The 20,639-nt window shown below is 68.5% G+C and carries 14 protein-coding genes and 1 rRNA gene; 11 read left to right on the top strand and 4 right to left on the bottom strand.

Going from position 1 to position 20,639, the window contains the following annotated elements; translation table 11 throughout:
- Positions 1-53: 53 nt before the first annotated feature.
- Complete coding sequence (gene eccCa, locus OG504_RS15920) at positions 54-4,019, bottom strand: type VII secretion protein EccCa (protein WP_405990427.1); 3,966 nt, start codon at positions 4,017-4,019, stop codon at positions 54-56.
- A gap of 250 nt (positions 4,020-4,269) precedes the next feature.
- Here eccCa and eccD point away from each other — a divergent pair, with 250 nt between their 5' ends.
- Positions 4,270-5,775, top strand: a complete 1,506-nt coding sequence (gene eccD, locus OG504_RS15915; RefSeq protein WP_405990426.1) for a type VII secretion integral membrane protein EccD — start codon at positions 4,270-4,272, stop codon at positions 5,773-5,775.
- A 65-nt stretch (positions 5,776-5,840) separates the two neighbouring features.
- Positions 5,841-7,367: a PQQ-binding-like beta-propeller repeat protein gene (locus tag OG504_RS15910; RefSeq protein ID WP_405990425.1), complete on the top strand. Its 1,527-nt coding sequence runs from the start codon at positions 5,841-5,843 to the stop codon at positions 7,365-7,367.
- 68 nt (positions 7,368-7,435) lie between these two features.
- Here the strand turns inward: OG504_RS15910 and OG504_RS15905 are convergent, their stop codons facing one another.
- Positions 7,436-7,717 carry a DUF397 domain-containing protein gene (locus tag OG504_RS15905; RefSeq protein ID WP_328678178.1) on the bottom strand — a complete coding sequence of 94 codons (282 nt, stop codon included), beginning with the start codon at positions 7,715-7,717 and terminating at the stop codon, positions 7,436-7,438.
- 284 nt (positions 7,718-8,001) lie between these two features.
- Between OG504_RS15905 and rpsO the strand changes: the two genes are divergently transcribed.
- The 5 genes from rpsO (at position 8,002) to OG504_RS15880 (ending at position 13,468) form a co-directional block, all read left to right on the top strand.
- On the top strand, positions 8,002-8,289 hold the full coding sequence (rpsO, locus tag OG504_RS15900) for a 30S ribosomal protein S15 (protein WP_019064787.1): 288 nt from the start codon (positions 8,002-8,004) through the stop codon (positions 8,287-8,289).
- Positions 8,290-8,620: 331 nt separating this feature from the next.
- Positions 8,621-10,843 carry a polyribonucleotide nucleotidyltransferase gene (locus OG504_RS15895; RefSeq protein ID WP_405990424.1) on the top strand — a complete coding sequence of 741 codons (2,223 nt, stop codon included), beginning with the start codon at positions 8,621-8,623 and terminating at the stop codon, positions 10,841-10,843.
- On the top strand, positions 10,840-12,219 hold the full coding sequence (locus OG504_RS15890) for a pitrilysin family protein (RefSeq protein WP_366436980.1): 1,380 nt from the start codon (positions 10,840-10,842) through the stop codon (positions 12,217-12,219). Before OG504_RS15895 ends, OG504_RS15890 begins: the two co-directional genes overlap by 4 nt.
- 42 nt (positions 12,220-12,261) lie before the next feature.
- Positions 12,262-13,014: a 4-hydroxy-tetrahydrodipicolinate reductase gene (dapB, locus tag OG504_RS15885; RefSeq protein ID WP_405990423.1), complete on the top strand. Its 753-nt coding sequence runs from the start codon at positions 12,262-12,264 to the stop codon at positions 13,012-13,014.
- Position 13,015: 1 nt separating this feature from the next.
- Positions 13,016-13,468, top strand: a complete 453-nt coding sequence (locus tag OG504_RS15880) for a hypothetical protein (RefSeq protein ID WP_405990422.1) — start codon at positions 13,016-13,018, stop codon at positions 13,466-13,468.
- Positions 13,469-13,567: 99 nt separating this feature from the next.
- Here the strand turns inward: OG504_RS15880 and OG504_RS15875 are convergent, their stop codons facing one another.
- Both OG504_RS15875 and OG504_RS15870 read right to left on the bottom strand, forming a co-directional pair.
- Positions 13,568-14,122, bottom strand: coding sequence for a hypothetical protein (locus tag OG504_RS15875; RefSeq protein ID WP_405990421.1), 555 nt, complete (start codon positions 14,120-14,122; stop codon positions 13,568-13,570).
- A gap of 122 nt (positions 14,123-14,244) precedes the next feature.
- Positions 14,245-14,484 carry a hypothetical protein gene (locus tag OG504_RS15870; protein ID WP_390156654.1) on the bottom strand — a complete coding sequence of 80 codons (240 nt, stop codon included), beginning with the start codon at positions 14,482-14,484 and terminating at the stop codon, positions 14,245-14,247.
- Positions 14,485-14,697: 213 nt separating this feature from the next.
- Here OG504_RS15870 and thyX point away from each other — a divergent pair, with 213 nt between their 5' ends.
- The 4 genes from thyX to OG504_RS15850 all read left to right on the top strand — a co-directional run bounded on the left by thyX (position 14,698) and on the right by OG504_RS15850 (position 20,399).
- Positions 14,698-15,438, top strand: coding sequence for an FAD-dependent thymidylate synthase (thyX, locus tag OG504_RS15865; protein WP_033284978.1), 741 nt, complete (start codon positions 14,698-14,700; stop codon positions 15,436-15,438).
- Positions 15,439-15,649: 211 nt separating this feature from the next.
- A complete protein-coding gene (dapA, locus tag OG504_RS15860; protein ID WP_405990420.1) occupies positions 15,650-16,549 on the top strand; it encodes a 4-hydroxy-tetrahydrodipicolinate synthase in 900 nt (299 codons plus the stop codon).
- 128 nt (positions 16,550-16,677) lie between these two features.
- Positions 16,678-18,363 (top strand): ribonuclease J, encoded by a 1,686-nt coding sequence (locus OG504_RS15855; protein WP_366490327.1) that lies wholly within the window; start codon positions 16,678-16,680, stop codon positions 18,361-18,363.
- A gap of 508 nt (positions 18,364-18,871) precedes the next feature.
- A 16S ribosomal RNA gene (locus tag OG504_RS15850) occupies positions 18,872-20,399 on the top strand.
- Positions 20,400-20,639: the final 240 nt, after the last annotated feature.

Here is a 20,639-nt window from a genome sequence, read left to right as displayed (position 1 = left end):
GGACCGGCCTCGGCCGACTGTCGTCATGTCCGCGACGTCCGCGTCGCCGACCGTCAGTACTCCGTGTCCGGCACCAACCCCGTCTGCACCAACGGCTTCCCCCGCTTCCGTGACACGAACACCCCCCGCCCCGCGGGCATCGGCCGCGGCCGCACCCCGCCCAGGACGTCGCCCTCGCCGGGGTCGCCCGCCAGGACGACGCCCTGGGCGCCCAGTTCCTGCATCCGCTGCATGAACGGCTCGTACGCGGCGCGTCCGGCGCCCGCCGTGGAGCGGGCGATGATGAAGCGGACGCCGACGTCACGGGCGAACGGCAGCATCTCCGTGAGGTTGCCCAGCGGGTTGCCGCTGGACGTGGAGACGAGGTCGTAGTCGTCCACGACGACGTACACCGTCGGGCCCTGCCACCAGCTCCGTTCGCGGAGCTGTCGGGCCGTGACGTCCGCGGTCGGGGTACGGCGCTGCATCAGGTCCGCCAGGGCGACCATGTGATGGTCCATGGCGTTGGACATGGGGATGTACTCGGCGAGGTGCGTGGACGGCGTCGCGTCCAGCAGCGAGCGCCGGTTGTCGATGACGAAGAGCTTCGCCTCGTCGCCGCTGTACCGCTCCGTCAACTGCTTGACCAGCAGCCGCAGCAGGTTCGACTTGCCCGACTCGCTCTCACCGAACACGAGGAAGAACGGGTCCTGCTCGAAGTCGACGAAGACCGGCTCCAGATTGTTCTCGTCGATGGCGAACGCGACACCGCGCTGCGGGAAACGGTCGCCCGGCGGCAGCTGCGCGGCGGCCAACTCGCGCGGCAGCAGCCGTACTTCGGGCGCGCCCGGCGCCTCCCAGTGCCGGGACACCTCGGTCGCCAGCGCCTGGGTTGCGTCGGCCAGGTCGGTGTCCGAGACCAGGCCGTCGATGCGGGGCACCGCCGCCATGAAGTGCAGCCGCTCCGGCGACACACCGCGTCCGGGGACGCCCGTCGGGACGTTCACCGCCACCTTGCGGTCGATCTCGGAGTCCATCGTGTCGCCGAGCCGCAGTTCGAGGCGGTTCATCAGGTGGTCCTTGAGGTTCGCGCGGACCTCCATCGACCGGGACGCGGTGAGCACCAGGTGGATGCCGAAGCCCAGGCCGCGGGCGGCGATGTCGAGTACCGCCGCTTCCAATCCCTCATAGTCAGCACGGAAGTTGCCCCACCCGTCGATGACGAGGAAGACATCGCCCCAGGGCTGGTCCGTGACCGAGATCTGGCCGCGCGCCCGGCGGGAGCGGAACTCCGCGATCGACGGGATGCCCGCCGAGCGGAAGTACTCCTCGCGGCGCGTCATCACGCCGTACACCTCGGAGACCGTGCGCCGGACCTTCTCGGGGTCGAGGCGGGAGCCGATGCCGCCCACGTGGGGCAGGCCGGCCACCGAGGACAGACCGCCGCCGCCGAAGTCGAGGCCGTAGAACTGGACTTCGTGCGGGGTGTGGGTCAGGGCGAAGGCGCAGATCAGGGAGCGCAGGAGGGTGGACTTGCCGGACTGCGGGCCGCCGACGATCTGCATATGGCCGGCCGCGCCCGAGAAGTCGGCCCACAGGTGGTCGCGGCGCTGCTCGTACGGCTTGTCGACCAGCCCGACCGGGACCACCAGCCGGCCCGCGCCCTCGTAGCCGGGCTGCGTGAGTCCGCGGCCCGGTACCGGGGTGAGGCCGGGCAGGAGGCCGTCCAGCGAGGGCGGGCTGTCCAGCGGCGGCAGCCACACCTGGTGGGCCGCCGGACCCTGCGCCTCAAGGCGGCGCACGATGACGTCGAGCACCGTGTCGGCGAGCGCGTCGTCGATGTCCGGGGACGCGGTGCGCTGCTGGGGAACCGCCGTGTACTGCACCGGGACTTCGGCCGCCGTGAACAGCACCGGCCGCCGGTCGACCGGCAGTTGACCGGCACCGAACGACGCCTGCGGGGAGTCCGAGCGGTAAGTGCCGGACACGTAGGCGGCCTTGAACCGCACCATCTCGTCCGTGCCGTACTTCAGGAAGCCGGACCCGGGGACGTTCGGGAGTTCGTAGGCGTCCGGCACGCCCAGCGCCGCCCGCGACTCGGCCGCCGAGAAGGTCCGCAGACCGACGCGGTACGACAGATAGGTCTCCAGGCCGCGCAGCCGGCCCTCCTCCAGGCGCTGCGAGGCCAGCAGCAGATGCACGCCGAGCGAGCGGCCGATCCGGCCGATCTGCACGAACATCTCGATGAAGTCCGGCTTGGCGGTGAGCAGTTCGCTGAACTCGTCGATCACCAGCACCAGGGAGGGGATCGGCTGCAGCGGGGCGCCCGCGGCGCGTGCCTTCTCGTAGTCGTGGATGTTGGCGTAGTTGCCCGCGTCCCGCAGGAGTTGCTGGCGGCGGTTGAGCTCGCCGCGGATGGAGTCGCCCATGCGGTCGACCAGCGTCAGATCGTCCGCGAGGTTGGTGATCACGGCCGCCACGTGCGGCATCTGCGCCATGCCGGCGAAGGTGGCGCCGCCCTTGAAGTCCGCGAGGACGAAGTTCAGCGTCTCCGAGGAGTGGGTGACCGCGAGGCCGAGGACCAGCGTGCGCAGCAGCTCGGACTTGCCGGAACCGGTCGCGCCCACACACAGGCCGTGCGGGCCCATACCCTCCTGCGCGGCCTCCTTGAGGTCGAGCATCACGGGCCGGCCGTCCTCGCCGAGCCCGATCGGCACCCGCAGCCGCTCGGCCAGCGAACGCGTCCGCCAGGTGCGCTTGGTGTCGACGGAGGCCGCGTCACCGAGGTTCAGCAGATCGGTGAACTCCAGGTTGGCCAGCAGCGGTTGGTCGTCGTCCCCACCGGACGCCATCCGCAGCGGCGCCAACTGCCGCGCGAGCGCCTCGGCGGACTCGTACGACATGGTGTCGGGAGTCCCTTCGTAGACCTCTCCGTGATCGGACTCCAGATGCAGCGACGTCGGCTGTACGACGATGGACAACTCGCCGCGGACCGCGGCCGGTTCGCCCGGGACGACATCGACGAGCGTCACACCCTGCAGGCCCTCGGGGTTGGCGAGGACCGAGTCGGGGGGCAGGGAGACCCCGTCGAGGACGACGACGATGTGCGGCTCGTCCGGCAGCGGCGACGCGTCGGGGTGGAAGCGCGGACGGCCGGTCAGCCGGGCGGAGATCAGGTTCTCCAGCTCGCGGACATCGCTGTCGATCAGCCGGCGGGTGCCCGCGCCGTCCGTGGCACCGGGCGCCTGCGCGTGCGGCAGCCACTTGGCCCACTCCCAGTGCGGCAGGGACTCCCTGGCCGCCGCGACCACGATCACCAGGTCCTCGGGCGAGTGCAGCGCGGCCAGCGAGCCGGTCAGGGCACGGGCGGAGGACCGTACGGACTGTGCCTCGCCACTGATGGTGAGGTAGGAGAAGGCACGCAGGGAGACCGCCATCGGCAGGTCGTCCAGGTTGCCGTGGACGGACAGGAAGCGCTGCATCGCGCCCGCCGTCAGCGGCTCCAGCTGGTCGACCCCGCCGGTCTCGGGGGCGATGAGCGGAGTGGCGAGCGACTGCCGGCCGAGGCCGATGCGCACCTGGCCGAAGTCCTCGTCGCCCGGCCGCCGTTCCCACACCCGGCTGCCCTCGGCGACCAGCGCCCAGAGCTGCTCGGGGGAGGGGTGGAGGTAGTACTGGGCGTCGCGCTGCGCCCGCGCGGTGTCCAGGGCGGTCCGCCGGGTCTGTGCCAGGTAGCGCAGATAGTCGGTGCGCAGGTCCGCCAGCTGGCCCTGGGAGCCGCGGCGGAAGCGGACCACCATCGCGATGGACATGGCCACCGTCGAGACGATCATCACCATGCCCATGATCTTCATGAACGGCTGTCCGCTCGTGAAGAAGAACACCACCGAGCCGCCCATGCCGAGCGTCGGCAGCAACTGCATCAGGACGCTCTCCTGATGCCCGCGGGGCAACTCCGGCGGAGGTTGCAGGACGATCTCGTCCGTGGGCACCTCGGACGGCAGCGCGCGCGGCGGGCGCTTGACGACGATGTGGCTCACTGCTCACCAATTCCCTTGCGCGGCCCCGGGACTACCGTCCGCCACCCCGTGTCAGGCGGACGCAGGCCGCCGCGCGATCCTACTGACTTCGCGTGGGACGGGTGAGCGGTAGGGTGCCGGATGTTCGCGTGCGCACACGCGAACCAGGCTGGAAAAACGGGGCATTTCGCGTGATGTGAAGGTCTGCGGAACGCACCGCGCGACACCTTCACGAAGCAGACGCACCATCATCATTGAGGGGGATCAGCAGGTGAGCATCACGGCCTCCGCGGCGGGCGGGCCCGGTACCGGAGCCCCTGTCGGCACCGGCCCGGGGCTCGGTTTCTGCCGGGTCACGATCGTCGCGCCCGACAGCCGGATCGACGTGGCACTGCCCGACGACATCCCGGTCGCCGACATCTATCCGGAGATCCTCAGGCTCTCCCGGCAGAGCCCCGCCGAGGGCGCCCCCGTCGGCTATCACCTGGTGCGCCGGGACGGCACCGTCCTCGACAGCTCCCGCACGTTCGCCGGCCAGCGCATTCTCGACGGCGAACTCCTCACCCTGCGCCCCTTCTCCGAGTCGCTCCCGCCGGCCGTGTTCGACGACGTGTCCGAGGCCGTCTCGGCGGCGGTGACCCGCGAACACACGCTGTGGGGCGGCGAGTTGACCCGCGCCGCCGGCCTCGTCGGCGGCGGGGTCCTGCCGGCCCTCCTCGCCTTCGTCGCCTGGACCGCCGACCCGCGCCACGACATGAACAGCCTGCCCGGCATCCTCGCCGCGGTCGTCGGCGTCCTGCTGGTGGTCCTGGCGTGCGTCCGCGCCCGGGTCTACGACGACCGGTCCTCGGCCATCGCGCTGGGCCTCGGCGCCCTGCCCAACATCGGGGTGGCCGGCTCGGGCCTCCTGCCGCTCACCGACGGCCAGGGGATCGGCAAACTGCAGTTCCTCCTCGCGTGCGCGGCCGTGCTGGTGGCCGCCGTCGTCCTCACCCTGTGCTCACCCGGCGGGGACGCGCCGTTCGTCGCCCTCGTCTTCGCGTCCGCGGTCGGCCTGATCGTCGCGTTCGCAGCGATCCGGGCCCACTGGACGCCGTCCGAGATCGCCGCGCTGTGCGCCCCGGTCGCGGTCGGCGCGCTGGCCTTCCTGCCGGGCCTCTCGATGCGCTTCGCGCGCCTGCCGATCGGCTTCGACCCCCCGAACACCGCCCCGCGCAGCGCGTACGGCGCCGAGCCCGCCGTCCAGGAAGCGGTCGACACCGAACGCGTCGCCGCCCAGGCCCGCCGCGGTCACGAACTCCTCGTCGGCCTCGTCGGCGGCTGCGCGGTCACCGCCGTCGGGGCCACGGCCGTCCTCGGTTTCTCCCACGACGTCTGGGCCCAGCTGCTCGCCCTCGCGACCGGGGTCGCGCTGCTGATGCGCGCCCACCTCTTCCGCTACACCGCCCAGGTCGCCCCCGTCCTGGCCGCCGGGCTCGGCTCCCTCGTGCTGCTCGGCCTGGGCCTCGCGCTCAACCCGCCGCACTCCCTGATGAGCGCGGCGCTCCACGGCAACCGCGGCGGCCTCGACCTCCGTACGGTCTGGCTCGTCGCGGCCATCGCGGCGGCCACCGCACTCGTGACCGCGATCGGCCTGATCGTCCCGCGCAGCGGCCTCACCCCGTTCTGGGGACGCTTCCTGGAGATCGCCGAGGGCTTCGTCCTGCTGACGCTGGTCCCGCTGGCGCTCGCCGTCTTCGACGTGTACGCGACGGTCCGCTCGCTGACGAGCAACTGACCCGGCGCCCACGGGCGCGGACGACGACACAGACCGCTGAACAGGCGCCGAAAGGATTCGCCCGCGTGAGCTTCGGCCCACCCCCCTCCCCGTACACCCACTCCGTCCTCACCCAGAACGACCAGCACAAGAAGCGCCGCCGGAACCGGCTGCTCGCGCTGCTCGCGGTCGTCCTCGCGGCGGCCGTGGGCACGGCCGGCCTTCTCGCGGCAAGGGGCGACGACAAGAAGAACGCGACGACCGACAACGCCCCCGCGGCGAGCCTCGGACGCCTCGACGTCCGGGACACGGTCGAGAAGAAGCCCGCCACCACCACCGGTGACATGGCGTTCCGCTTCTCGATCGACGACGCGGTCGCCGGCGAACACACCGAGCTGCCGGGCACCTGGGCCACCGACAAGATCCTCGCCAAGGGCATCAACCAGACACTGGTCGGCTTCAGGACGGGCACCGACGCGGTACCGGGCGACGAGATCTGGAAACTCCGCCTGGCCGGCCCGATCTGCGGCTACACCCGCCGTGTGACCGGCGAGAACCGTACGGCCGTGGTCTTCAGGGACAGCAAGGACAAGGCGTCCCTCTGCGACCACGTCGCCTTCTTCGACCTCGACGACGGCAAGAAGATCTGGGAGCACGAGTTCCCCGTCTCCACGGTCGGCGACGAACCGGGCACCCCGACGGACGGCGCCGTCCAGGACACCCCGAGCGTCACCCTGACCCACGCCACCGTGGCCGTCACCTGGGGCGGCGGCACGGACGCGTACGACATGGACACCGGCGAGCGGACCTGGCGTACGACGGAGTCCGGCTCGTGCCAGGACATGGGGGCCGCGGGCGGACGCGCCCTGCTCGTGCGCCTCGAGTGCTGGGACGACAGCACGACCGCCGCCTCCTGGCAGACGATCACCTACAAAGTGCGCAAGGTCGACCCCGGCACCGGCAAGGAGAAGTGGACGTACGCCGGGACCAAGGGTCTGCGGGATCTCGAACTGCCGTCGAGCGATCCCCCCGTCGTGGCCGTCTCGGCGGGGGAGACGGGCTTCACCGAGCTGCTCTCCCTGGACGACCGGGGCAAAGTGCGCGCCACGATCGGCCTGACCGGCGGCGACTACGTCGGCGACTGCTCCGACGAGGTCGACTACCTCGTCGTCGACGACTGCCAGACGATCGCCGTCGGCCTCGGCCAGGTCTTCGTCCGGAGCAAGGAGGCGGGCGCCCCGCACAACTCGAACTGGATCATCGGCTTCGACCTGGCCACCGGGAAGACGACGGAGAAGTTCGAGTCCGGGTCCAACTCCCTGCTGTACCCGCTGCGCGTGAACGGCAGCCGGCTCCTCGCGCTGCGGATGAGCGACGACCACATCTCGCCCTCGGCACTCGTCAGCCTCGACCCGAAGACCGGCAAGGAGACCCCGTACCTCTACTTCGGGGTGCCACAGGACGCCGACACCCTCACGACCCTCGACGCGAACGACATCCTCGTCCAGGACGGCCGGCTGTTCTTCGCGGCCCACGCGGCGGACGGCCCCAGCAGCGGCAAGGCGTGGATCTGGCTGGTCCTGGGCATCGGGAGCAGAGCCACGAAGAACTGACGGAGATGGGCAGTGACGGCAAAAGGGGCGGCACGCGTGCGCGTGCCGCCCCTTTTGCCTGCGTACGGCTACTGCTGCTCCTCCGGAGCCGGCTCCAGGTCGAACTCGCCGTCCCGCGCGCCCAGCACGAAGGCCGTCCACTCCGCCTCCGTGTACCGCAGCACGGTGTCCGGGTCGAGCGACGAGCGCATGGCCACCGCGCCGTCGGGCAGGTCGGCGATCTCGACGCGCTCCTCGTGGTCCTCCGTGCCCGGCGCGCTGCGCCACTCGACACCCGAGATGTCGAGGGCGTACAGCTCGTCCCGCTCCCGCTCCTTGCGTGCCTTGATCTCCTGCTCCGTCTCCGCCATGGCGAAGCGACCCCTTCCGGACGAACCGACGTGATCTGCGATCCACGTGTGGATGCAGATCACCCTAGTGGCCGTATCCGCCCCGGTCAGGGCCCTTCAGGGAGCTGGACCGAGGCGTCCCCCCAGGCTGGTACGCTGTGTAGCGGCCGTTTGTGTACGCACCCCTGGAGCTCACCGCTCCGGAGGCAGCGCCCTACGGATCCCCGCCTTCCGAGTTATGGAAGCTCCCCTGAGAAGTGGACCAGGGGCACTCGGTGGCACATCTCAGACTACGAGGAGTACGCGTGTCGCTCGACGCCGCTACGAAGAAGCAGCTCATCAGTGAGTTCGGTCAGAAGGAGGGCGACACCGGCTCCCCCGAGGTCCAGGTCGCCATGCTCTCGCGCCGTATCTCGGACCTGACCGAGCACCTCAAGACCCACAAGCACGACCACCACTCCCGTCGTGGTCTGTTGATCCTGGTCGGTCAGCGCCGCCGGCTGCTCCAGTACCTGGCCAAGAAGGACATCCAGCGCTTCCGTGCGCTGGTGGACCGCCTGGGCATCCGCCGCGGTGCGGCGGGCGCCAAGTAAGACGCCGTGAAGGGAGCGGTTCCCGAAACGATCGGGAGCCGCTCCCTTTGCCGTACGTGCGGATTGCCCGTACGTGGGGAAACGTGCGGAGTGTCACTCACGCTTTGTAGTGTGGTAGCACAACGCACGACGTAGGACGCACGACCCAGTACGACCACGAAGAGGAGAAGCGCGCCTCGCCGCCGCCGGTCCTCGGTAGTGGCCCCCGGGGATGAAGCCCCGGGTGCTTCGATCGAAGACCGGCCCGCACCAGACAGCGCTTCTCCGCCACCGTCCCCCCGCCACACGGGCGGGGAGGGACGAAAGACGACAAGTAACGGAGAAAACGCTAGTGGAGAACGAGACCCACTACGCCGAGGCCGTCATTGACAACGGCACTTTCGGCACCCGCACCATCCGCTTCGAGACGGGCCGCCTGGCCAAGCAGGCCGCCGGCTCCGCCGTCGCGTACCTGGACGACGACACCATGGTGCTGTCGGCCACCACCGCCTCCAAGAACCCCAAGGACCAGCTCGACTTCTTCCCCCTCACGGTGGACGTCGAGGAGCGGATGTACGCCGCCGGCAAGATCCCCGGCAGCTTCTTCCGCCGTGAGGGCCGCCCCTCCGAGGACGCGATCCTCACCTGCCGGCTGATCGACCGCCCGCTGCGCCCGTCCTTCAAGAAGGGCCTGCGCAACGAGATCCAGGTCGTCGCGACGATCATGGCGCTCAACCCCGACCACCTGTACGACGTCGTGGCGATCAACGCCGCCTCCGCGTCCACGCAGCTGGCCGGTCTGCCCTTCTCCGGCCCGGTCGGCGGCGTCCGCGTCGCGCTGATCAACGGCCAGTGGGTCGCGTTCCCGACGCACACCGAGCTCGAGGACGCCGTCTTCGACATGGTCGTCGCCGGTCGCGTCCTGGAGGACGGCGACGTCGCGATCATGATGGTCGAGGCCGAGGCCACCGAGAAGACCATCCAGCTGGTCGCGGGCGGCGCCGAGGCGCCCACCGAGGAGGTCGTCGCCTCCGGTCTGGACGCCGCGAAGCCCTTCATCAAGGTGCTCTGCAAGGCCCAGTCCGACCTCGCCGCCAAGGCCGCCAAGCCGACCGGCGAGTTCCCGATCTTCCTCGACTACCAGGACGACATCCTGGAGGCCCTCACCGCCGCCGTCCGCCCGGAGCTCGCCTCCGCGCTGACCATCGCCGGCAAGCAGGACCGCGAGGCCGAGATCGACCGCGTCAAGACTCTCGCCGCCGAGAAGCTCCTCCCGGAGTTCGAGGGCCGCGAGAAGGAGATCTCCGCCGCGTACCGCTCGCTGACCAAGTCCCTGGTCCGTGAGCGCGTCATCAAGGAGAAGAAGCGCATCGACGGCCGCGGTGTCACCGACATCCGCACCCTGGCCGCCGAGGTCGAGGCCATCCCGCGCGTGCACGGTTCCGCGCTGTTCGAGCGCGGCGAGACCCAGATCCTGGGCGTCACCACCCTCAACATGCTCCGCATGGAGCAGCAGCTGGACACCCTCTCCCCGGTGACCCGCAAGCGCTACATGCACAACTACAACTTCCCGCCGTACTCCGTCGGCGAGACCGGCCGCGTCGGCTCCCCGAAGCGCCGCGAGATCGGTCACGGAGCGCTCGCCGAGCGCGCCCTGGTCCCGGTCCTGCCGACGCGCGAGGAGTTCCCCTACGCGATCCGTCAGGTCTCCGAGGCCCTCGGCTCGAACGGCTCGACGTCCATGGGCTCGGTCTGCGCCTCCACCATGTCGCTGCTGAACGCCGGTGTGCCGCTGAAGGCCCCCGTCGCCGGTATCGCCATGGGCCTGATCTCCCAGGAGATCAACGGCGAGACGCACTACGTCGCCCTCACCGACATCCTCGGTGCGGAGGACGCCTTCGGCGACATGGACTTCAAGGTCGCCGGCACCAAGGAGTTCGTCACCGCCCTCCAGCTCGACACCAAGCTGGACGGCATCCCCGCCTCCGTCCTGGCCGCCGCTCTCAAGCAGGCCCGTGACGCCCGCCTCCACATCCTCGACGTGATGATGGAAGCGATCGACACGCCGGACGAGATGTCCCCGAACGCCCCGCGGATCATCACCGTCAAGATCCCCGTGGACAAGATCGGCGAGGTCATCGGCCCGAAGGGCAAGATGATCAACCAGATCCAGGAGGACACCGGCGCCGAGATCACGATCGAGGACGACGGCACCATCTACATCGGTGCCCAGGTCGGCTCGCAGGCCGAGGCCGCCCGCGCCACGATCAACGGCATCGCCAACCCGACCATGCCGGAGGTCGGCGAGCGCTACCTGGGTACGGTCGTCAAGACCACCACCTTCGGCGCGTTCGTGTCGCTGCTCCCGGGCAAGGACGGTCTGCTGCACATCTCGCAGATCCGCAAGCTCGCCGGCGGCAAGCGCGTGGAGAACGTCGAGGACGTCGTCGGCGTGGGCCAGAAGGTCCAGGTCGAGATCGCCGAGATCGACTCCCGCGGCAAGCTCTCCCTGATCCCTGTCATCGAGGGTGAAGAGAACGCCGAGGACGACAAGAAGGACGACGGCGACAAGTGACGTCGACCAGCACCACGACGACGGCCCGCACCTCCTCGGAGGCGCGGGCCGTCGCCCGTACCCAAACCCTCATCCAGGGCACCAACGGCATCGGCACGGTCCGTAAGACCACCCTCCCGGGCGGCCTGCGCATCGTCACCGAGACGCTGCCCTCGGTCCGCTCCGCGACCTTCGGCATCTGGGCACACGTGGGCTCCCGCGACGAGACACCGTCCCTGAACGGCGCCACGCACTACCTGGAGCACCTCCTCTTCAAGGGCACGCACAAGCGCAGCGCGCTGGACATCTCCTCCGCGATCGACGCGGTCGGCGGCGAGATGAACGCGTTCACGGCGAAGGAGTACACGTGCTACTACGCGCGCGTGCTCGACACCGACCTGCCGCTCGCCATCGACGTGGTCTGCGACATGCTGACCGGCTCCCTCATCCGTGAGGACGACGTCAACGTCGAGCGCGGCGCCATCCTCGAAGAGATCGCCATGACGGAGGACGACCCGGGCGACTGTGTGCACGACCTGTTCGCGCGCACGATGTTCGGCGACAACCCCCTCGGCCGCCCCGTCCTCGGCACGGTCGACACCGTCAACGCCCTCACCGCGGACCGCATCCGCCGCTTCTACAAGAAGCACTACGACCCGACCCACCTCGTGGTCGCCGCGGCCGGCAACATCGACCACGACAAGGTCGTACGACAGGTTCGCGCGGCCTTCGACAAGGCGGGCGCCTTCCGCACTCCCGAGGCGGCCCCCATCGCCCCGCGCGACGGCCGCCGCGTGCTGCGCTCCACCGGCAAGGTCGAGCTGATCGGCCGCAAGACCGAGCAGGCGCACGTCGTCCTCGGCATGCCGGGCCTGGCCCGCACCGACGAGCGCCGCTGGGCGCTGGGGGTCCTGAACACGGCCCTCGGCGGCGGCATGTCGTCCCGCCTCTTCCAGGAGGTCCGGGAGAAGCGCGGCCTGGCCTACAGCGTGTACTCGTACACGTCCGGCTTCGCCGACTGCGGGCTCTTCGGCGTCTACGCCGGCTGCCGGCCCTCGCAGGTCCACGACGTGCTGAAGATCTGCCGCGACGAGCTCGACCAGGTCGCCGCGAACGGCCTGTCCGACGACGAGATCGGCCGCGCCGTCGGCCAGCTCCAGGGCTCCACCGTCCTCGGCCTCGAGGACACGGGCGCGCTGATGAACCGTATCGGCAAGAGCGAGCTGTGCTGGGGCGAGCAGATGTCCGTCGACGACATGCTGGCCCGGATCGCGTCGGTCACCCCGGACGAGGTCCGCGAGGTCGCCCGCGAGATCCTGGGACAGCGGCCCTCGCTGTCGGTCATCGGCCCGCTCAAGGACAAACAGGCGGCCCGACTGCACGACGCCGTCGCCTGACACCCGCCTTCGGAACCCGTATCCGGTAAGGAAGCAAGAACGATGAGCAAGCTGCGCGTGGCGGTCCTCGGTGCCAAGGGCCGGATCGGCGCCGAGGCGGTACGAGCCGTCGAGGCCGCCGAGGACATGGAACTGGTGGCCGCCCTTGGCCGGGGCGACACCCTTGAGGCGCTCACGGCTTCGGGCGCCCAGGTGGCGGTCGAACTGACCACCCCCGCCTCGGTGATGGACAACCTCGACTTCTGCGTGCGGCACGGCATCCACGCGGTCGTCGGCACCACCGGCTGGACCGACGAACGCCTCGCGCAGCTGAACGGCTGGCTGGACGCCTCCCCGGAGACGGGCGTCCTCATCGCGCCCAACTTCTCCATCGGCGCCGTACTCACCATGAAGTTCGCGCAGATCGCCGCGCCCTACTTCGAGTCGGTCGAGGTCATCGAACTGCACCACCCGAGGAAGGTCGACGCCCCGAGCGGTACGGCCACGCGCACGGCCCAGCTCATCGCCGAGGCGCGCGCGAAGGCGGGCACGCCCGCGGCGCCGGACGCGACGGAGACGGCTCTGGACGGCGCGCGGGGTGCGGACGTCGACGGGATCCCTGTCCACTCCGTCCGGCTGCGCGGCCTGCTGGCCCACCAGGAGGTCCTGCTGGGCGGCGAGGGCGAGACCCTGACCGTCCGCCACGATTCGCTCCACCACAGCAGCTTCATGCCGGGCATCCTGCTCGGCGCCCGCCGCGTGGTGACGACCCCGGGCCTCACCTTCGGCCTGGAGCACTTCCTGGACCTGGGCTGACATGCGCGCCAAAGTCACCTACGCCGTCACGGCCGCCGTCCTGGTCTTCTACTTCGTCCTGGTCGGCAGCCGCGGCGTCATGCTCATACAGTCGGGCACGGTCATCACGGTCACCTTCGGGATCGCGGTCCTGATCCTGCCGGTGATCGGCATCTGGTTCCTCTGGAAGAACACCCAGTTCGTCCGGAACGCCAACAAGCTCGCCGCCGAACTCGACGCCGAAGGCGGCCTGCCCGTCGACGAGTTGAGGCGCACCGCCGGCGGCCGCATCGACCGCGACTCCGCCGACGAGGTCTTCGCCAAGCGCAAGGCCGAGACCGAGGACGCCCCCGACGACTGGCGCAGCTGGTTCCGCCTCGCCGTCGCCTACCACGACGCCCGCGACACCCCGCGCGCCCGCAAGGCCATGCAGCGCGCGATCGCCCTGCACGAGGGCAGACCCGTCCAAGCCTGAACTCCCGAAACTCCCGTACGCCGAAGGGGCCGACCCGCACTCACTGCGGACCGGCCCCTTCGGCATACGGCTGCTCGGCTCACGGCTGCTGTCGGGCGGTCAGCTCCGCCGGTACTCGTCGGACCACACCTCGACCGAGTCCGCGGCCCGGTCGAAGGAGGAGGCACGCGCCACGAAGTCGAGGTCGTGCGTGGTCAGCAGCGCGGTCACGTCCTCCGGAGCACGGTCCTTGCGTACGAGGGTCAGCGCCTGCCCCTGCACCGTGCGCGGCAGTCCGAGCCAGCGCACCGGCTGCTGCACCGTGCGCACGGCGACGACCCGGTCCCACCGCACCGTCAGGGTGAGGAGGAACCGCACCCGGCGCAGCCCGCGCGCGCTCACCCACACGCCCATGCGCAGCAGCCGCAGGGCGCAGAGGATGACGGCCACCGCGATGCCGAGGATCACCGCGGCCTCGGACCGAGAGCCGGTCAACGCGATGATGACCGCGGCGAACAGCACGTACGACGCGAGCAGCAGCACGAGCGCCGCCACCGCCACCCGCCATGGTCCGGGCCGGTAGGGGCGCCGCCAGCGGTCGCGGTCGTCGAACGGCAGCGCGAGCTCGTCCGCGGCCTCGAATGCGCGGTCGGCCGTAAGGAAGGGCAGGGGCACGGCTGGTGTCCTCACTGAATCCATGCGTGGGCTGTGCCCGGTGAGGCTATCCGGCCGTGTTCCCGCTCACCACCGTTGGGGGTCCGGATGAGTCATGGTCAGCTGTACGGCTGCGCGCCAGGTCAGCGATTGTCGGCGGCCTGGGACTGCTGGTGTTGTGTCGAGAGGTTGTTCTGGGACAGTGCCGGCATCCCGAGGACCAGGGAGCCCACGATTCCGGCGACGATGGTGAGGCCCAGGAGCCAACGCCCGGCTATCTGACCGGCGGAGGCCCGCTCACGCGGCGGCGGGGTGACATTGCTGCGGAAGCGGTCGGTCTCGGCGATGAAGGCGAACGGAACGGGTTCGCGCCGACGGAACATCGGTGGTGCTTCTCCCCTCTGGGGTCGAATCGGGATCGAACGGGTGGCTCTCACCAAGACAGACGAGCGAACGCCCCAATTGGTGCCCTGTTTCACCGAATTCGCAGAAGTTCGCCAATGAATGTCGCGGCACGGCACCGAACGCCCCGATGTCAGTGCCGGGCCGTAGAGTGGGCGCCGCCCGAGAGACGTGATGGAAGGACCCTCCGAGCCGTGACCGACACTCCCGCCGACGACCTCAAGCCCAGCTTCCGCAGCGACGTGACCGTCGAGCTGGTCAAGCACACCGCGTCCGACGCGGACGTGCTCTTCGCCGCCCGCGTCTCGACGATCGGCGAGCAGTCCCTGGACGAGATGGGCAAGGACCCCGAGCGCTCCAAGGGCCTGATCAACTACTTGATGAGGGACCGGCACGGCAGCCCCTTCGAGCACAACTCGATGACGTTCTTCATCAGCGCCCCGATCCTCGTCTTCCGCGAGTTCATGCGGCACCGGGTGGGCTGGTCGTACAACGAGGAATCGGGAAGGTACCGGGAGCTCCAGCCGGTCTTCTACGTCCCCGGAGAGTCCCGCAAGCTGGTCCAGGAGGGCCGCCCGGGCAAGTACGTCTTCGTGGAGGGCACCGAGGCCCAGCAGGAGCTGGTCGGCCGCGCCATGGAGGACTCGTACCGCCAGTCGTACGAGGCGTACCAGGAGATGCTCGCCGCCGGCGTCGCCCGCGAGGTCGCCCGCGCGGTGCTCCCCGTAGGCCTCTTCTCCTCGATGTACGCCACGTGCAACGCGCGCTCGCTGATGCACTTCCTCGGCCTGCGCACGCAGCACGAGCTGGCGAAGGTCCCGTCCTTCCCGCAGCGGGAGATCGAGATGGTCGGCGAGAAGATGGAGGAGCAGTGGGCCAAGCTCATGCCGCTCACCTACGCCGCCTTCAATGCCAACGGCCGTGTCGCCCCGTAGCGCACCTCTGTTTGCCGGTCGGGCACACATGTACGGATGGGCCGCGCGAAGTGTCCGTATTGCGGCATTTGGAGAAGTTCATCTAGCCTGATCAAACGGACCCGGCACTGCTTGAACCCCCGAGCAGGCAGTGCCGGGCTCCATATTTGTCACGACTTGTCGCCTGCCCCTAAGGCAGACCCCGCATTGAGCAGCGAGTAGCGTGTTACCCATGGCTCCGACCTCCACTCCGCAGACCCCCTTCGGGCGGGTCCTCACCGCCATGGTCACGCCGTTCACGGCGGACGGCGCACTCGACCTCGACGGCGCTCAGCGGCTCGCAACCCACCTGGTGGACGCAGGCAACGACGGCCTGATCATCAACGGCACCACCGGTGAGTCCCCGACCACCAGCGACGCGGAGAAAGCGGATCTCGTACGAGCCGTACTGGAAGCGGTCGGAGACCGCGCCCACGTCATCGCCGGCGTCGGCACGAACGACACCCACCACAGCGTCGAACTCGCCCGCACGGCCGAACGCACCGGCGCACACGGCCTGCTCGTCGTCACGCCGTACTACAACAAGCCCCCGCAGGAGGGCCTCTACCGGCACTTCACGACCATCGCCGACGCCACCGAACTGCCGGTCATGCTCTACGACATCCCCGGCCGCAGCGGCGTCCCGATCGGCACCGAGACCCTGGTGCGACTCGCCGAGCACCCGCGGATCGTGGCCAACAAGGACGCCAAGGGCGACCTCGGCCGCGCCAGCTGGGCCATCGCCCGGACCGGCCTGGCCTGGTACTCCGGCGACGACATGCTGAACCTGCCGCTGCTCTCCGTGGGCGCGGTCGGCTTCGTCTCGGTCGTCGGCCATGTGGTCACACCTGAACTGCGCACCCTGGTGGAGGCGTATGTCTCCGGTGACGTCCAGAAGGCCACCGAGATCCACCAGAAGCTGCTCCCCGTCTACACCGGCATGTTCCGCACCCAGGGCGTCATGACCACCAAGGCCGCGCTCACCCTTCAGGGACTGCCCGCCGGACCGCTGCGCTCACCGATGGTCGAGTGCTCGCCCGAGGAGATCGCCCAGCTCAAGATCGATCTTGCCGCCGGCGGGGTACAGCTCTGACAACGGACTTCACAACTGAATACGCGGGGCTTCGGCGCCCGCACCCCACATCCGACAACCGCATTTGCACGAACGTCATGCGCGCCACGTGCCCACAGGTACGTGGCGCGCATGGGTAGGAGAGTCTTTTGAGTCATCCGCATCCTGAACTCGCCCCGCCGCCCAAGCTCCCCGAAGGCGGCCTGAGGGTCACTCCACTCGGCGGCCTCGGGGAAATCGGCCGGAACATGACGGTCTTCGAATACGGCGGCCGTCTGCTCATCGTCGACTGCGGCGTGCTCTTCCCCGAGGAGGAGCAGCCCGGAATCGACCTGATCCTGCCGGACTTCACGTCCATTAGGGACCGCCTCGACGACATCGACGGCATCGTCCTCACACATGGCCACGAGGACCACATCGGTGCAGTCCCGTACCTCCTTCGTGAGAAGGCGGACATTCCGCTGATCGGCTCCAAGCTGACCCTCGCCCTCATCGAGGCGAAGCTCCAGGAGCACCGCATCCGGCCGTACACGCTGGAGGTCGCCGAGGGGCACCGCGAGCGCATCGGCCCCTTCGACTGCGAGTTCGTCGCGGTCAACCACTCGATCCCGGACGCGCTCGCGGTCGCCATCCGCACGCCTGCGGGCATGGTCGTCCACACCGGCGACTTCAAGATGGACCAGCTCCCGCTGGACGGCCGTCTCACGGATCTACACGCGTTCGCCCGGCTCAGCGAGGAGGGCATCGACCTGCTCCTCGCCGACTCGACGAACGCCGAGGTCCCGGGCTTCGTCCCGCCCGAGCGCGACATCTCGAACGTCCTGCGGCAGGTCTTCGGCAACGCCCGCAAGCGGATCATCGTGGCGAGCTTCGCCAGCCACGTCCACCGCATCCAGCAGGTCCTGGACACGGCGCACGAGCACGGCCGCAGGGTCGCCTTCGTCGGCCGCTCGATGGTCCGGAACATGGGCATCGCCCGTGACCTCGGCTATCTCAAGGTCCCGCCGGGCCTGGTGGTGGACGTCAAGACGCTCGACGACCTCCCGGACAGCCAGGTCGTCCTGGTCTGCACAGGCTCGCAGGGCGAACCGATGGCCGCCCTGTCCCGCATGGCCAACCGGGACCACCAGATCCGCATCGTCGCGGGCGACACGGTGATCCTGGCCTCGTCGCTCATCCCGGGCAACGAGAACGCGGTCTACCGGGTCATCAACGGCCTCACCCGCTGGGGCGCCAACGTCGTCCACAAGGGCAACGCCAAGGTCCACGTCTCCGGACACGCCTCGGCCGGCGAGCTGCTGTACTTCTACAACATCTGCCGGCCGAAGAACCTGATGCCGGTCCACGGCGAATGGCGCCACCTACGGGCCAACGCGGAACTGGGCGCCATGACAGGCGTCCCGCACGACCGCATCGTCATCGCCGAGGACGGCGTGGTCGTCGACCTCATCGAGGGCAAGGCCAAGATCTCGGGCAAGGTCCAGGCGGGTTATGTCTACGTCGACGGCCTCTCGGTCGGCGATGTCGGCGAGCCCGCGCTGAAGGACCGCAGGATCCTGGGCGACGAGGGCATCATCTCGGTCTTCGTCGTCGTGGACTCGTCCACCGGCAAGATCACGGGCGGCCCGCACATCCAGGCCCGCGGTTCCGGCATCGAGGACTCCGCCTTCGTGGACGTCGTCCCGAGGATCACGGAGGTCCTGGAACGCTCGGCCCAGGACGGTGTCGTGGAGCCCCACCAACTGCAGCAACTGATCCGCCGCACGCTGGGCAAGTGGGTCTCCGACAACTATCGGCGCAGGCCGATGATCCTCCCGGTCGTCGTGGAGGTCTGACCGTCGTACGACCCCTCGTACGCGTGAACCTGGAGCGGGCCGCCTCGATTTGCATCGAGGCGGCCCGCTCCAGTACGTTTACGGCTCCGCCTGAGGGGGAACCCGGACACTTCGCGTGTACGGGAGCCACTCCCGAAGGGCCGGAAAATCCGACTCAGAACTTCTGATAAAGTCGGAACCGCCGGAAAGGGAAACGCGGAAGCGGAAACCTGGAAAGCACCGAGGAAATCGGGACCGGAAACGGTCTGATAGAGTCGGAAACGCAAGACCGAAGGGAAAAGCCCGGAGGAAAGCCCGAGAGGGTGAGTACAAAGGAAGCGTCCGTTCCTTGAGAACTCAACAGCGTGCCAAAAATCAACGCCAGATATGTTGATACCCCGTCTCCGGCCATCACGGCTGGGGCGAGGTTCCTTTGAAGAAAACATACAGCGAGGACGCTGTGAACGGTCGGGCTTATTCCGCCTGACTGTTCCGCTCTCGTGTGTGTGGTCCCGATTACGGGAAAACATTCACGGAGAGTTTGATCCTGGCTCAGGACGAACGCTGGCGGCGTGCTTAACACATGCAAGTCGAACGATGAACCACTTCGGTGGGGATTAGTGGCGAACGGGTGAGTAACACGTGGGCAATCTGCCCTGCACTCTGGGACAAGCCCTGGAAACGGGGTCTAATACCGGATAATACTCCTGCACTCATGTGTGGGGGTTAAAAGCTCCGGCGGTGCAGGATGAGCCCGCGGCCTATCAGCTTGTTGGTGAGGTAATGGCTCACCAAGGCGACGACGGGTAGCCGGCCTGAGAGGGCGACCGGCCACACTGGGACTGAGACACGGCCCAGACTCCTACGGGAGGCAGCAGTGGGGAATATTGCACAATGGGCGAAAGCCTGATGCAGCGACGCCGCGTGAGGGATGACGGCCTTCGGGTTGTAAACCTCTTTCAGCAGGGAAGAAGCGAAAGTGACGGTACCTGCAGAAGAAGCGCCGGCTAACTACGTGCCAGCAGCCGCGGTAATACGTAGGGCGCAAGCGTTGTCCGGAATTATTGGGCGTAAAGAGCTCGTAGGCGGCTTGTCACGTCGGGTGTGAAAGCCCGGGGCTTAACCCCGGGTCTGCATTCGATACGGGCTAGCTAGAGTGTGGTAGGGGAGATCGGAATTCCTGGTGTAGCGGTGAAATGCGCAGATATCAGGAGGAACACCGGTGGCGAAGGCGGATCTCTGGGCCATTACTGACGCTGAGGAGCGAAAGCGTGGGGAGCGAACAGGATTAGATACCCTGGTAGTCCACGCCGTAAACGGTGGGAACTAGGTGTTGGCGACATTCCACGTCGTCGGTGCCGCAGCTAACGCATTAAGTTCCCCGCCTGGGGAGTACGGCCGCAAGGCTAAAACTCAAAGGAATTGACGGGGGCCCGCACAAGCAGCGGAGCATGTGGCTTAATTCGACGCAACGCGAAGAACCTTACCAAGGCTTGACATACACCGGAAAGCATTAGAGATAGTGCCCCCCTTGTGGTCGGTGTACAGGTGGTGCATGGCTGTCGTCAGCTCGTGTCGTGAGATGTTGGGTTAAGTCCCGCAACGAGCGCAACCCTTGTCCTGTGTTGCCAGCGTGCCCTTCGGGGTGACGGGGACTCACAGGAGACCGCCGGGGTCAACTCGGAGGAAGGTGGGGACGACGTCAAGTCATCATGCCCCTTATGTCTTGGGCTGCACACGTGCTACAATGGCCGGTACAATGAGCTGCGATACCGTGAGGTGGAGCGAATCTCAAAAAGCCGGTCTCAGTTCGGATTGGGGTCTGCAACTCGACCCCATGAAGTCGGAGTTGCTAGTAATCGCAGATCAGCATTGCTGCGGTGAATACGTTCCCGGGCCTTGTACACACCGCCCGTCACGTCACGAAAGTCGGTAACACCCGAAGCCGGTGGCCCAACCCCCTTGTGGGGAGGGAGCTGTCGAAGGTGGGACTGGCGATTGGGACGAAGTCGTAACAAGGTAGCCGTACCGGAAGGTGCGGCTGGATCACCTCCTTTCTAAGGAGCACTTCTTACCGATCCCTTCGGGGTGAGGTCAGAGGCCAGTACATCGGCGAATGTCCGGTGCTGGTTGCTCAAGGGTGGAACGTTGATTATTCGGCACTGTCGGTCATCTCATGGCTGCGAGTACTGCTCTTCGGGGCGTGGAAAGCTGATCACGAGTGGCGATGGTGCCGGGCACGCTGTTGGGTGTCTGAGGGCACGGCTGTAACAAGCTGCCTTCAGTGCCGACCCCGG

It is taken from the genome of Streptomyces sp. NBC_00986, from assembly GCF_045162565.1.
Classification (GTDB): Bacteria; Actinomycetota; Actinomycetes; order Streptomycetales; family Streptomycetaceae; genus Streptomyces.
Note: the sequence above shows the minus strand (reverse complement) of the source record. Positions and strands in the feature narration are given on the sequence as shown.

Bases quoted from the DNA above. Each gene is read 5' to 3' on its own strand.
- OG504_RS15905 (WP_328678178.1), bottom strand. From the start codon at position 7,717: ATGGCGGAGACGGAGCAGGAGATCAAGGCACGCAAGGAGCGGGAGCGG.
- dapB (WP_405990423.1), top strand. From the start codon at position 12,262: ATGAGCAAGCTGCGCGTGGCGGTCCTCGGTGCCAAGGGCCGGATCGGC.
- OG504_RS15880 (WP_405990422.1), top strand. From the start codon at position 13,016: ATGCGCGCCAAAGTCACCTACGCCGTCACGGCCGCCGTCCTGGTCTTC.
- OG504_RS15870 (WP_390156654.1), bottom strand. From the start codon at position 14,484: ATGTTCCGTCGGCGCGAACCCGTTCCGTTCGCCTTCATCGCCGAGACC.
- dapA (WP_405990420.1), top strand. From the start codon at position 15,650: ATGGCTCCGACCTCCACTCCGCAGACCCCCTTCGGGCGGGTCCTCACC.